The sequence below is a fragment of the Phenylobacterium sp. genome (genome assembly GCF_031412415.1).
Lineage (GTDB): Bacteria > Pseudomonadota > Alphaproteobacteria > Caulobacterales > Caulobacteraceae > Phenylobacterium.
Window position 1 is genome coordinate 1 of the sequence record NZ_JANOCX010000073.1, and the last position, 13,807, is coordinate 13,807.

Here is a 13,807-nt window from a genome sequence, read left to right on the forward strand (position 1 = left end):
TGATCAACGGCATCTGGGGCGGCAAGCGCCGGGTCTACGCGGCCTTCAAGTTCTTCCTCTACACCCTGCTGGGAACCGTCCTGATGCTGGCGGCCATCCTCGGCATGATCGGCATCGCCGGGACCTCCTCGATCCCCGAGTTGATGGTCTACAAGTTCGACCCCGCCCTGCAGACTTGGCTGTGGCTGGCCTTCTTCGCCTCCTTCGCGGTGAAGATGCCGATGTGGCCGGTCCACACCTGGCTGCCCGACGCCCACGTCGAGGCGCCCACGGCGGGTTCGGTGATCCTGGCCGGCATCCTGCTGAAGATGGGGGGCTACGGCTTCCTGCGCTTCAGCCTGCCGATGTTCCCCCAGGCCTCGGAGTTCTTCACCCCGCTGGTCTTCGCCCTCAGCGTCATCGCCATCATCTACACCTCCCTGGTGGCCTTCCGTCAGACCGACATCAAGAAGCTGATCGCCTATTCGTCGGTGGCCCACATGGGCTTCGTGACGATGGGCATCTTCGCGGGCAATGCGCTGGGCATCCAGGGGGCGATCTTCCAGATGCTGAGCCACGGCGTGATCTCCGGCGCGCTCTTCCTCTGCGTCGGCGTCGTTTATGACCGCATGCACACCCGCGAGATCGCCTTCTATGGCGGCCTCGTGCATCGCATGCCCTGGTACGCGGCGACCTTCATGCTGTTCACCATGGGCAATGTCGGCCTGCCGGGCACCTCGGGCTTCATCGGTGAGATCACCACCATGGTCGGCGTCTACCAGGTCTCGACCTGGACGGCGGTCGTGGCCGCCACCGGCGTGATCTTCTCGGCGGTCTATGCGCTCAGCCTCTACCGCCGGGTCATCTTCGGTGAGATCACCAATCCGAAGCTGGCCGACATCACCGATCTCGATTGGCGAGAAGTGGCGATCTTCGCCCCGCTGATCGCGTCCACCCTGTACCTCGGCGTCTATCCGGCCGCCGTCCTCGATCTGACCCAAGCCTCGGTCGACAACCTCGCCGCGATCTATCGCGCGGCCATCGGCGGGTGAGGGACCCCTTAGAGCCATGACCTTCTCGACCGATCTCGCGCTTGCCCTGCCCGAACTGATCCTCGCCGGCGCCGCCCTGCTGCTGCTGGTGGTCGGCGCCTATGCGCCCAAGTCCACGGGCCTCCTGATGATCGCGGCCATCGGCGCGCTCGCCGCGGCCGCCTGGGCCGCAGCGGTGGGTCCGATCGGCCGTGGGTTCGCCGGCGGCATGGTCTCCGACCAGGCCTCGGCCTTCGCCAAGGTGGCGATCTACGCAGCCAGCGCCGTGGCCCTGCCGCTGGGCCAGAAGTGGTTCGAGCGCCAGGCCGTGCGAAACTTCGAGTTCCCGGTCCTGATCCTGCTGGCGGCGCTGGGCATGGGCATGATGGCCTCGGCCGGCGACCTGATCTCGCTCTATATCGGCGTCGAGCTGCAATCCCTGGCGCTCTACGTCCTGGCCGCCATGCACCGCGACAACGCCAAGGCTTCGGAAGCGGGCCTGAAGTACTTCGTCCTCGGCGCCCTGTCCTCGGGTCTGCTGCTCTACGGCGCCTCGCTGATCTACGGCTTCGCGGGCTCCACCCGGTTCGACGAGATCGCGCTGGCGGTGATGTCGGGCGCCAACACCGGCGTGCTGTTCGGCCTGATCTTCCTGATCTGCGGCCTGGCCTTCAAGGTCTCCGCCGCGCCATTCCACATGTGGACGCCCGACGTCTACGAGGGCGCGCCCACCCCCATCGTCGCGTTCTTCGCCGCGGCGCCCAAGTTGGCGGCCATGGTGCTCTTAGCCCGGGTGCTGACCGAGGGCTTCCCCGGCGCGATCGACCAGTGGCGCCAGGTCCTGGTGGTCATCGCGCTGTTCTCGATCTTCGTGGGCGCCTTCGCGGGCCTGGCCCAGAACAACCTCAAGCGCCTCTGGGCCTATTCCTCCATCGCCAATGTCGGCTACGCGATCCTGGGCCTAGCCTCCGGCAACGCCGAGGGCGTCCAGGCCATGCTGGTGTTCATGGTGCTCTACATGGTCGACGTGACGGGCTTCTTCGCCTGCCTGACCGCGCTCAACCGCGCCGGAACGCCGATGGAGACCATCGACGACATGGCCGGCCTGTTCAAACAGCGGCCCGGCATGGCGCTGGCCATGACCGCCTTCTCGCTGTCGGCGCTCGGCCTGCCGCCGTTCTCCGGCTTCTGGGCGAAGTTCTACGTCTTCAAGGCCGCGATCAACGTGCAGGAGCCCATGATCCAGATCGCCGCGGTATTGGGCCTGGTCGGCAGCGTGGTGGCGGCCTTCTATTATCTGCGCCTGATCAAGACCATGTGGTTCGACACGGCGCCCGGCCAGACCGACGCCATCCCCGGCGAGGCTCGCGCGATCGCCTACGGCGCGGCCCTGTTCACCTTCCCGCTGGTGCTGGGGGCGCTGGTCTTCATCGATCCGCTGGCGCACGCCGCCGCCGCGGCCTTCGGCCTGAGCTAGGTGGCGAGCCACCCGCCGATTGAAGCCTACGACGAACTGGATTCCACCAATGCCGAGGCCCGTCGTCGCGCTGAGGCAGGCGAGGGCGGTCCGGTCTGGATCACCGCCCTGCGCCAGAACGCCGGGCGCGGCCGACGCGGTCGGGCTTGGCAGACGGCCAGCGGCAATCTCGCCGCCACCTTGCTGCTGACCACCGACAAGACGGCTGGCGAAGCCGCCCAGATATCCTTCGTGGCCGCGCTCGCGGCCGCCGATCTGGCCGAGACCTGCCTTGGCGTCGGCGCGGCCAAGCTGAAATGGCCCAACGATGTGCTGGTGCATGGGCGCAAGGCCGTCGGCATCCTTGTCGAGTCAGGGACGCGGCCCGACGGCGCCCTGTGGCTCGCGGTCGGGATCGGCGTGAACCTGGCCCACGCCCCGCAGGATGTGGAACGTCCGGCCACCGCCTTGGCTGATCACATGACCGTGCCGCCACCCGCGCCACTTGACGCCCTGGAGGTGCTGGCCAGCCGCTTCGAACACTGGCGCGCGACCTGGGACCGAGAGGGCTTCGCCCCGGTCGCCAAGGGCTGGACGGCCAACGCCCACGGGTTGGGCGAGCCCTGCGAGGCGCGCCTGCCCAACCAGACCATCAAGGGGACCGCGCTCGGTCTCGACGACGACGGCGCCCTGCGCCTGAAGCTGGACGACGGCGCGATCTTGCGCATAACCGCCGGCGACGTCTTTTTCGGAGGGGCTTGAGCCATGCTGCTGGCCATCGAGCAGGGCAACACCAACACACTGTTCGCCGTCCATGACGGTCAGACCTGGATCCCAGTGGCGCGCGGCCACCGACGCCAGCCGCACCGCCGACGAATACGCCGTGTGGCTGTCGCAGCTTCTGAACATGGCGGGTCTGCAGTTCGGCGTGCTGGACGCGGCGATCATCTCGAGCGTGGTGCCACAGTCGATCTTCAACCTACGCAACTTGGCGCGGCGCTATCTGCACGTCGAACCCCTGGTGATCGGCGAGAACGCCGAGCTGGGGATCGAGGTGCGCATCGACAAGCCGTCCGAGGCTGGGGCCGACCGGCTGGTGAATGCGCTCGGCGCCCACATCGTCTATCCCGGCGCCCTGATCGTCATCGACAGCGGCACCGCCACCACCTTCGACGTGATAGCCGCCGATGGTGGGTTCGAGGGGGGTGTGATCGCGCCTGGCATCAACCTATCTATGGAGGCGTTGCACACCGCGGCGGCGAAACTGCCGCGCGTGGCGATCCAGAAGCCCCAACAGGTGGTCGGCAAGGACACCGTCGGCGCCATGCAATCTGGGGTCTTCTGGGGCTATGTGGCGCTGATCGAGGGCCTGATCGCTCGTATCAAGGCCGAGCGCGCCGAACCCATGACCGTGGTCGCCACCGGCGGCGTCGCCTCGTTGTTTCACGGCGCGACACTGGCCATCGACCACTTCGACCCGGATCTGACGATCCGGGGCCTTCTCGAAATTCACCGCCGAAACACGGCGGCAAGGACGTAATGATCAAAGTAAAACCCACCGACGAACTCGTTTTCCTGCCGCTGGGCGGCTCGAACGAGATCGGCATGAACTTCAACCTCTACGGCTACGGGCCCCCGCATGCGCGGAAGTGGATCGTGGTCGACCTGGGCGTCACCTTCGGCGACCAGACCACGCCCGGCGTGGAAATCATCCTGCCCGACCCGGAGTTCATCGAAGCCCACGCCAAGGACATCCTGGGCATCGTGCTGACCCATGCCCACGAAGACCACATCGGCGCCGTGGCCTGGCTGTGGCCGCGCCTGCGCGCGCCGCTGTACGCCACACCGTTCACCGCCTTCCTGCTGCGCGAGAAGCTGCGCGAGAACGAGGACGCGGCCGACGCGGTGATCACCGAGGTGCCGCTGGGCGGCACGGTGAAACTGGGTCCCTTCGAGATCGACTTGATCACGCTCACCCACTCGATCCCGGAGCCCAACGGTCTGGCGATCCGCACGCCGCTGGGCACGATCCTGCACACCGGCGACTGGAAGATCGATCCCGATCCGGTGCTGGGCTCGGTGACCGACGAGGGCGCGATCCGGAAACTTGGGGACGAAGGCGTCCTCGCCATGGTCTGCGACTCCACCAATGTCTTCGTCGACGGCGAGGCGGGGTCGGAAGCCGACGTCCGCGACGCCATGGCCAAGCTGGTCTCTGGCCTGACGGGCAAGGTCGCCGTGGCCTGCTTCGCCTCCAACGTGGCGCGGATGGACTCCATCATCCGGGCGGCCGAGGCCAATGGCCGGCGCGTCTGCCTGGTGGGCCGCTCGATGCACAGGATGGCGGCTGCGGCTAAGTCCGTCGGTCTGTTTTCCGACATCAAGGAGTTCGTCAGTGACGCCGAGGCGCGCCACTTCTCCGACAACCAGATCCTTTATCTCTGCACCGGCAGTCAGGGCGAAGCCCGCGCGGCGTTGTCGCGAATCGCCGACGGCTCCCACAGCCATGTGAAGCTGGGGGCAGGCGACTCCTGCGTCTTCTCCTCGCGGGTCATTCCGGGCAACGAGGTGCCGATCCGCAACCTGCAGAACCGCCTCGCTGACCGTGGCGTGCGGCTCTACACCGAGCGCGACCACCCGGGCATCCACGTTTCCGGCCACCCCTGCCGTGACGAGCTGGCCCGGATGTACGCCTGGGCCCGACCGGAGATCGCGGTCCCGACGCATGGCGAGCGTCGTCACCTGCTGGAGCACGCCGCCTTCGCCCGCGATCTGCAGGTCAAACAGACGGTTGCCCCGCGCAATGGTGACATGGTGCGCCTGGCGCCGGGCCGCGCCGAGATCATCGACGAGGTTCCCGCCGGCCGCATATATGTGGACGCGGGCGTCCTGACTCCGGAGAACGGCGACGCCCTGCGCGAACGCCGGCACGCGGCGTTCAACGGCGTGCTGTCGGTGGCCGTGGTGCTGGACGGGCGCGGCAAGATCGTCTCGGGTCCAAGGATAAAGGCCCTGGGGCTGCCCGCCGACGAAGACTATCCGATGGATGAGGTCTTGGACGACCTGGCCGAGGACGCCGAGACCGCCTTCGGCAAGCTCAAGGGCGACGCCCGCGAGATCGACGCCGAGGTCGAGATGGCGTTGTCACGGGCCGTGAAGAAGGCCAGCCAACGCATCTGGGGCCGCCGGCCCGTGGTCGAGACCACGGTGCTTCGGGTCTAGGGCGCCGCAAGGTGATCTCGCGCGCCGTCGCTGACCGGTCTATACGAACTCCATGATCGGAAGACTGAACCACGTCGGGGTCGCGACCCCCTCCATCGCCGAGTCCGTCGCCATGTATCGCGACATGCTGGGCGCCACCCAGGTCAGCGAGACCAAGGTGCTGGAAGAGCAGGGGGTCTATGTCTGTTTCGTCGACCTGCCCAACAGCCAGATCGAACTGATCGAACCCTATGGCGCGGCCTCACCGATCCACGCCTTCCTGGCGAAGAACCCCAAGGGTGGGCAGCATCATGTCTGCTTCGAGGTGCCCGACATCATCGTCGCGCGCGACGACATGGCCGCCAAGGGCGCCACGGTGCTCAACGACGGCAAGCCGCGCATAGGCGCGCACGGGGTCCCCGTCATCTTCATCCACCCCAAGAACATGGGCGGCGTCTTGGTCGAGTTGATGGAAACCCCGAAGGACCCGCACTGATGGGCGTCGCCGCCAATATCGCGATCTTCCTGACCATCTGGTGGACGGTGCTGTTCGCCGTGCTACCGCTCGGCACCGTGAGCCATTCCGAGGCCGGTATCGACAAGGGTGACGGCGGTGATCCCGGCGCGCCAGTGGATCCCAAGCTGAAGAAGAAGTTCATCACCACCACGTGGGTCGCGGCCGTCCTGTGGACGATCCTGTTCCTCGTGCTGAAGTTCGACCTGATCACCCTGCCGCCGCTGCCCTCAAACTGGAGCTAGGCGCCCAATGGCGTGGCGCACCGCTTCCGCCAGCCGCTCAGTTTTTGTGCAGATCGCGCAAACCCCATCTGGGGAGTGTGTCAGCGCGGGGCTGGCGGCCGGATCGCGGCTATCCCTGGTGACAGACACGGGCGGCTCTTAGGAACCACTGTGGCGTTTTCCCCGAACGACTGAAGGCCGCCCACCTCCCTGGGCGGCCTTCTTTTCGCGGCTTTCATTGCCTAGCTGGCGAACCAACGGCTAACAGGGCCGTTGATCCAGCTCGACCCGGGGCGATTCCGACTGATGAGCATGACCGCCAGCACCAATGGCCGCGCGCCGCCCTTCGGCCAGTGGGAGCGCGCCGTGGCCGCGCGCTACCTGCGCGCCAAGCGCAGCCAGGGCGGGGTGGCGCTGATCTCGATCATCTCGTTCGTGGGCATCATGCTGGCGGTGGCCGTGCTGATCATCGTGATGAGCGTGATGAACGGGTTCCGCACCGAGCTGCTGTCGCGGATCCTCGGCTTCTCCGGCCACCTCTATGTCGCCGGCGGCGTCCTGAACTCGCCCGATCGCGACGCCATGATCGGCCGGATCGGCAAAATGCCCGGCGTGATTCAAGTGACACCCGTCGTGGAGGCCCAGGCCATGGCCTTGGGCAATGGGCAGATCAGCGGCGCCATCGTGCGCGGCATCACGCCCAAGGATCTCAAGGCCACCAAGCTGGTGTCCACCAACATCACCCGCGGGACGATGGCTGGGTTCGGCGAGGGCGAATATGGCGGCGACCTGATCCTGGTCGGCGACCGCCTGGCTCAGACCCTGGGCGTCGAGCCCGGCGATCCGGTCAGCCTGGTGTCGCCCACCGGCGGGGCAACGGCTTTCGGCGGCACGCCGCTGCGAAAGACCTACACCGTGGCGGGCACCTTCACGGTCGGCATGAGCGAGTACGATCAGGCCTTCATCTACATGCCGTTGGAACAGGCCCAGCTGTTCTTCGGTCGCGAGACGGGCCTCGACTATGTCGAGATCAAGCTGGAGGACCCCGACGAAGCGGTCGCCATGAAGCCCGAACTGGCCAGGGTGGCGGGTCCCGCGGCCCTGCTGACCGACTGGACGGAGAAGAACGCGTCCTACTGGGGGGCCTTGAAGGTCGAGCGCAACGTCATGCGCCTGATCCTGATGATGCTGGTGGCCATCGCCGCCATGAACATCATCTCCGGATTGGTCATGCTTGTGAAGAACAAGGGCCGCGACATCGCCATCCTGCGGACCATGGGCGCGGGGCAAGGGTCGATCTTGCGCATCTTCTTCATGGCCGGGGCCGCCGTGGGCGTGCTGGGCACCCTCGCGGGTTTGCTGATCGGCTCGCTGTTCTGCATCTTCATCGGCGAGATCCAGCAGGCGGTGGAATGGGTCACCGGCGCGCAGGTCTTCTCGTCCGACATCTATTTCCTCAGCCGCATTCCCGCCAAGATCGACTGGGGCGAGGTGGGCGTGATCACCTTCTGGGCGCTGGCCATGTCGTTCCTGGCGACCCTGCCGCCCGCCTGGCGCGCCTCGCGTCTCGATCCGGTGGAGGCGCTTCGCTATGAGTGACGCCATCCTCTCCATCCGTGGCCTGAAGCGCACCTACAAGAGCGGCGACCGCGTGCTGACGGTGCTGGATGGCGCCGACCTCGAGGTCAGGCCTGGCGAAATCGTCGGCCTGATCGGACCGTCCGGTTCGGGCAAGTCGTCGCTGCTGCATGCGGCGGGTTTGCTGGAACATCCGGACGCCGGACAGATCCGCATCGACGGCCGCGACTGTTCGGATCTGAGCGACCGTCAGCGCACCCGCGTGCGGCTGGGCGCGATCGGCTTCGTCTACCAGGCCCACCACCTGCTGGCGGAGTTCACCGCCCTCGACAATGTGGCCCTGCCGCAGATGATCGCCGGTCGCTCGCGCAAGGTCGCACGGGCGCGGGCGTTGGAACTTCTCACCGGCCTTGGCCTCGGCGATCGCGTGGACCACCAGCCGGCTCAGATGTCGGGCGGCGAGCAGCAGCGGGTGGCGGTCGCGCGCGCCCTGGCCAATTCCCCCCGCCTTCTGCTGGCCGACGAGCCCACTGGAAACCTCGACCCGGCCACCTCGACGGCGGTGTTCGAGAGCCTCTACGCCTTGGCCCGCAAGACCGGCGTGGCCGCCTTGGTCGCCACCCATAACCTGGAACTTGCCCGCCACATGGACCGCGTCGTGGCGGTGAAGGACGGGAAGCTGGAAGAACAGCCGAAGGGGTGACCCCCGGCTGCCGCTTCAGATGCCTCTTGACGGAGGAGAACAAAACAAGAATAAGAACATTCACAGAACATCCACAACGAGGACGACGCAAATGGTTCGCTTGGCTCGGGAATCGCTGGCCTTTGTGTCGGTGGCGGGGTTTGTCTGGATGATGTGCGCCGTGGCCCAACTGGCGGCCTAGCAGCGGAGGGTTACGGGTGAGCGACGCGGTGAGCGAGGGTTTCGTCCACCTGCGGGTCCGCTCCGCCTATTCCCTGCTGGAAGGCGCGATCAAGGCCGAGAAGATCGGCGAAATGGCGGCCAAGGCCGAGATGCCGGCCGTGGCCCTGGCCGACCGGGCCAACCTGTTCGGCGCCCTCGAGTTCTCCGTCCTGACGAAGGAAGCGGGGGTCCAGCCGATCATCGGTTGCGCCCTGCCGGTGACCGGTATCGGTGGCGGCCTGACCGAGCGTTGGGCCAAGGTTCCCACCATCCTGCTGCTGGCGCAGAGCGAGCGGGGCTATCTCAATCTCAGCGAGCTGTCGTCGGCCGCCTATCTGGAGGCGGACGGAACCGAGGACGTGTCGGTTTCCTGGGAGATGGTGACGCGGCATGCGGAGGGGCTGATCCTGCTTTCGGGCGGGGTCGACGGTCCCATCGATCCGCTCTTCGCCCAGGGCAAGGGCGAAGAAGGTAGGGCCGCCCTGACCGAGATGGCGCGGGTGTTCGGCGACCGGTTCTATGTGGAGCTTCAGCGCCATGGCATGTCCGCCCAGGCCGCGGCTGAGCCCGAACTCGTGGCGTTCGCCTACGAGAATGACGTCCCGCTGGTGGCCACCAACGACGTCTATTTCGCCAAGGCCGAGATGTACGCCGCCCACGAGGCGTTGTTGTGCATCGCCGACGGCGCCTTCATCAGCCAGGAAGAGCGTCGGCGCGTCACGCCCGAGCACTATTTCAAGAGCGCCCAGACCATGCGCGCTCTGTTCGCCGATCTGCCGGAGGCCTGCGACAACGCCGTCGACATCGCCCGGCGTTGCGCCTTCACCGTGGCCAAGCGCGATCCGATCCTGCCGCGGTTCCCGACCACGGGCGGCCGGACCGAGGACGAGGAACTGGCCGAACAGGCCCGTGAGGGGCTGCGCAAGCGCCTGATCGGCCACAGCCTGTCGCAGGATGAGAGCGTCTACTGGGACAGGTTGGACCGTGAGATCGGCGTCATCCAGTCGATGGGCTTCTCGGGCTACTTCCTGATCGTTTCGGACTTCATGAAATGGGCGGTGGCCCAAGGCATTCCAGTCGGACCCGGGCGGGGCTCGGGGGCCGGCTCGCTGGTCGCCTGGTCGCTGCTGATCACCGGCCTGGATCCGATCCGCTACGGCCTGATCTTCGAGCGGTTCCTCAACCCCGAGCGGGTCTCCATGCCCGACTTCGACATCGACTTCTGCCAGGAGCGGCGGGAAGAGGTGATCGGCTATGTGCAGCAGCGTTACGGCCGTGACCGGGTGGCGCAGATCATCACCTTCGGCACCCTGCAGGCGCGCGCGGTGCTGCGCGACGTTGGACGTGTCCTGCAATTGCCATTGGGTCAGGTAGACCGACTGGCCAAGATGGTGCCGGCCAACCCGGCCAATCCCGTCACCCTGGCCAAGGCCATCGAGATCGAGCCGCGGCTGCGCCAGGCCAAGGAGGACGACGAGGCGGTCGCCCAACTCCTGGACGTGGCGCTGCAGCTGGAAGGCCTTTATCGCAACGCCTCGACCCACGCCGCCGGCGTGGTGATCAGCGACCGTCCGCTGACGCAGCTCTCGCCGCTGTATCGCGACCCGCGCTCGGAGCTGCCGGCCACCCAGTTCAACATGAAGTGGGTCGAGAGCGCCGGCCTCGTGAAGTCCGATTTCCTGGGCCTGAAGACCCTGACCGTGATTGATCGGGCGTTGAAGCACCTGGCCAAGCGCGGCGCGGATTTCCAGCTTGAGAAGCTACCGCTGGACGACGCCAAGTCCTACGAGCTGATGGCTTCGGGCCAGACGGTGGGCGTGTTCCAGTTGGAAGGGCAGGGCATGCGCGACACCCTGCGCCAGCTCCGGCCCAACTCGCTGGAGGAGGTCACCGCCCTGATCTCGCTCTACCGGCCAGGGCCCATGGATTCCATCCCGGCCTATGTTGACACCAAGGCCGGCCGCAAGCCGCTAAACGTCTATCACCCGCTGCTGGAACCGGTGCTGACCGACACCTACGGGGTCATCGTCTACCAGGAGCAGGTGATGAACATCGCCCGCATCATGGCGGGCTATAGCCTGGGGGAAGCCGACCTCCTTCGACGCGCCATGGGCAAGAAGAAGAAGGAGGAGATGGACAAGCAGCGGGCCCGCTTCGCCAGCGGCGCCGCGGAACGGGGGGTTCCCGAAAGCCTCGCCGAGACCCTGTTCGAACTGATGGCCAAGTTCTCCGGCTACGGGTTCAACAAGTCCCACGCCGCCCCGTATGCGCTCATCGGCTACCAGACGGCCTGGCTCAAGGCCAATACGCCGGCCGAGTTCTTCGCCGCCTCGATGAGCCTCGACATCTCCAACACGGAAAAACTGGCGGTCTTCTATCAGGACGCCAAGCGCTTCGGGGTGAAGGTCCACGCCCCCGATGTGAACCGCTCAGGGTCCGATTTCGAGGTGGAGAACGGCGAGGTGCTTTATGCGCTCGGCGGCATCCGCAACGTCGGCCTGCAGGCCATGGAGCATGTGGTCGCCGTCCGCAATGAAGGCGGACCGTTCGTGGACATTTTCGATTTCGTGGAGCGGGTCGATCCGCGCCAGGTGAACAAGCGGGCGTTCGAGACCCTGGCCAGGGCGGGGGCGTTCGACGCGATCCACCCCAATCGCGCCCAGGTGTTCTGCGCCGCCGACTTCCTCGTCTCGTTCGGCCAGACCGTGGCCGCTCAGCGCAACTCCGACCAGCAGGATTTCTTCGCCGGCGGCGACTTCCAGGTCGAGGCCCAGAAGAAGAAGATGCCCAAGCGCGATCCCTGGACGCCGACCGAGCGTCTGGACGAGGAACTGGCCGCCGTCGGCTTCTATCTGTCGGGTCATCCGCTGGACGACATGGTCGAGGCTCTGCGGCGACGGCGCACCGATCTGCTGGCTGACGTCATCCCTAAGGCCGAGGCGGGCGCCGAGGCCTTTCGCATGGCCGGCGTGGTGCGCCGGAAGCAGGAGCGGGCCTCGCAGTCGTCAGGCGAGAAGTTCGCCTTCGTGACGCTTTCCGATCCCACGGGGGAGTACGAAGTGCTGTTCCCGCCAGAAGCCCTGCGTCGGTGCCGTGATCTGCTGGAGCCCGGCAAGGCGGTAGCCATCAAGGTCCGCGCCAAGGCCAAGGACGGCGAGGTGCGGTTCTTCGGCGATGACGCCGAGCCGGTGGAGAAGGCGATCGAGAACGCCGTGGCCGGCTTGCGGGTCCACCTCGCCCCCCGCAGCGCCGAGATCGATGCGCTGAAGAAGCGTCTGGAGAGTTCGGTGAACCCGCGAGGCGGCGAGATCATCCTGGTGGCCGGCGTCGAGGGGGGCCGCGAGGTCGAGGTGAAGCTGCCGGGCCGCTTCACCCTGGACGGCGCCGTGCGAGGCGCCCTGAAGACCTCGCCAGGTGTCGTCTTCGTCGAAGACCTCTAGGTCATTTTCCGTACGGGCTGAGATAGCCCTTGGGTTTGGCCGGGGCCGGATAGGCGTTCACGCCGCCGCGGTTCGAATAGGTCGACGTGCCCTGATACGGTTTGAAGCGGTTCGGGTCGGGCGCCTTCGGGGAATAGATGGGCGCGGTCTTCGCGATGGGCGCCATCCTGCCGTAGGTCGGCTGCGGCGCACGGTAGCCGCCGTAGGGCGAGTTGGCCGGAGCGGCGGAGGCCGCGGAAGCGAGCAGGGCGGCGCCGACGCCGAACGCCATGATGAGTTTCATCTAGGATCTCCGATCTACCCAGAGGTGTGATGCGATCCTCTACGAGTCAAGCGTGAACAAGTGCCTTACGACGCACCGTGGGACATTCTGGAACAGGTGGACGGTTCGCCGCCTATCCGGTGAGGCCGCGCGGGGAGCTTGCTATTTTCGCCGCGAACCCCTATTTCCCCGCCTCATTCCACACGCAGGCGTTTGGCGATGTGCGGGGAGACATCCCGCCATATCCATTCCGGTCCTCCACTCGGGGGGTTTGTCTGCGGCGGTTAACCGGAAAAAGGACTTAAAAGCGTATGGCGCTTCCTGAATTCTCCATGCGTCAGCTGCTAGAAGCTGGCGCGCACTTCGGTCACCAGACCCACCGCTGGAATCCGAAGATGGACCGCTACATCTTCGGTTCGCGGTCGAACATCCACATCATCGATCTCAGCCAGTCGATCCCGCTGCTGCACCAGGCTCTGGTGAAGGTGCGCGAAGTCGCCGCCTCCGGCGGTCGCGTGCTGTTCGTCGGCACGAAGCGTCAGGCCTCCGAGCCCGTCGCCGTGGCCGCCAAGCGTTCGGCCCAGTATTACGTGAACCACCGCTGGCTGGGCGGCACGCTCACCAACTGGCGCACCGTGTCGGGCTCCATCGCCCGCCTGCGCGAGCTGGAAGGCCTGCTGGAAGGCGATGGCGCGGCCGGTCGTTCCAAGAAGGAACTGCTGCAGATGACCCGCGAGCGGGACAAGCTGGAGCTGAGCCTTGGCGGGATCAAGGACATGGGCGGCATCCCCGACCTGATGTTCGTGATCGACACCAACAAGGAAGCGATCGCGATCCAGGAAGCCCGCAAGCTCAACATCCCGGTCATCGCCATCCTGGACACCAACTGCAATCCGGACGGCATCACCTATCCGATCCCGGGCAATGATGACGCCGCGCGCGCCATCCAGCTCTATTGCGACCTGATGGCCGACTCGGTCCTCGACGGTCTGGCCGCCGGCCAATCGGCCGCCGGTGTGGACCTGGGCGCCTCCGTGGCCCCCATCGAGCCGACCCTGGCCCGTGAGCTGACCCCGGAACCGGTCGTGACCGAAGCCGAGATGGCCGCGCCCGCCGCCGCCGCCCCGGCCCCGGTCGCTGCTGAACCGGCCCCGGTCTCGGCTGAGGCCCCGGCCGCGGCCGAACCGGAGACCACCGCGGCGGAAGCCCCGGCGGCTG

At 66.7% G+C, this 13,807-nt stretch carries 12 protein-coding genes and 1 pseudogene; 12 read left to right on the forward strand and 1 reads right to left on the reverse strand.

What is annotated here, in order from left to right; translation table 11 throughout:
• The 11 genes and pseudogenes from RMO04_RS03605 to dnaE all read left to right on the forward strand — a co-directional run.
• Nucleotides 1-1,031, forward strand: a 1,031-nt coding sequence (locus tag RMO04_RS03605) for an NADH-quinone oxidoreductase subunit M (protein WP_309643428.1), incomplete at its 5' end; no start/stop codon positions are given.
• Nucleotides 1,032-1,047: 16 nt separating this feature from the next.
• Complete coding sequence (nuoN, locus tag RMO04_RS03610; protein WP_309643429.1) at nt 1,048-2,487, forward strand: NADH-quinone oxidoreductase subunit NuoN; 1,440 nt, start codon at nt 1,048-1,050, stop codon at nt 2,485-2,487.
• Nucleotides 2,488-3,228, forward strand: a complete 741-nt coding sequence (locus tag RMO04_RS03615; protein WP_309643430.1) for a biotin--[acetyl-CoA-carboxylase] ligase — start codon at nt 2,488-2,490, stop codon at nt 3,226-3,228.
• Nucleotides 3,229-3,231: 3 nt separating this feature from the next.
• Nucleotides 3,232-4,006: pseudogene (locus tag RMO04_RS03620) on the forward strand (type III pantothenate kinase).
• Between the two features lie 2 nt (nt 4,007-4,008).
• Nucleotides 4,009-5,688 carry a ribonuclease J gene (locus RMO04_RS03625; RefSeq protein ID WP_405041460.1) on the forward strand — a complete coding sequence of 560 codons (1,680 nt, stop codon included), beginning with the start codon at nt 4,009-4,011 and terminating at the stop codon, nt 5,686-5,688.
• A gap of 52 nt (nt 5,689-5,740) precedes the next feature.
• On the forward strand, nt 5,741-6,163 hold the full coding sequence (gene mce, locus RMO04_RS03630) for a methylmalonyl-CoA epimerase (protein ID WP_309643432.1): 423 nt from the start codon (nt 5,741-5,743) through the stop codon (nt 6,161-6,163).
• Complete coding sequence (locus RMO04_RS03635) at nt 6,163-6,426, forward strand: DUF1467 family protein (RefSeq protein WP_309643433.1); 264 nt, start codon at nt 6,163-6,165, stop codon at nt 6,424-6,426. The genes mce and RMO04_RS03635 overlap by 1 nt, the downstream gene beginning before the upstream one ends.
• Nucleotides 6,427-6,711: 285 nt before the next feature.
• A complete protein-coding gene (locus RMO04_RS03640; protein WP_309643434.1) occupies nt 6,712-8,004 on the forward strand; it encodes a lipoprotein-releasing ABC transporter permease subunit in 1,293 nt (430 codons plus the stop codon).
• On the forward strand, nt 7,997-8,686 hold the full coding sequence (locus RMO04_RS03645; protein WP_309643435.1) for an ABC transporter ATP-binding protein: 690 nt from the start codon (nt 7,997-7,999) through the stop codon (nt 8,684-8,686). The genes RMO04_RS03640 and RMO04_RS03645 overlap by 8 nt, the downstream gene beginning before the upstream one ends.
• A 91-nt stretch (nt 8,687-8,777) precedes the next feature.
• Nucleotides 8,778-8,867: a cell division inhibitor SidA gene (sidA, locus tag RMO04_RS03650; protein ID WP_082531887.1), complete on the forward strand. Its 90-nt coding sequence runs from the start codon at nt 8,778-8,780 to the stop codon at nt 8,865-8,867.
• Between the two features lie 16 nt (nt 8,868-8,883).
• On the forward strand, nt 8,884-12,327 hold the full coding sequence (dnaE, locus tag RMO04_RS03655) for a DNA polymerase III subunit alpha (protein WP_309643436.1): 3,444 nt from the start codon (nt 8,884-8,886) through the stop codon (nt 12,325-12,327).
• A 1-nt stretch (nt 12,328) separates the two neighbouring features.
• Here the strand turns inward: dnaE and RMO04_RS03660 are convergent, their stop codons facing one another.
• Complete coding sequence (locus tag RMO04_RS03660; protein WP_309643437.1) at nt 12,329-12,610, reverse strand: hypothetical protein; 282 nt, start codon at nt 12,608-12,610, stop codon at nt 12,329-12,331.
• A 290-nt stretch (nt 12,611-12,900) separates the two neighbouring features.
• Here RMO04_RS03660 and rpsB point away from each other — a divergent pair.
• Nucleotides 12,901-13,807: 30S ribosomal protein S2 (gene rpsB, locus RMO04_RS03665; protein WP_309643438.1), on the forward strand; the 907-nt coding region annotated here is incomplete at its 3' end.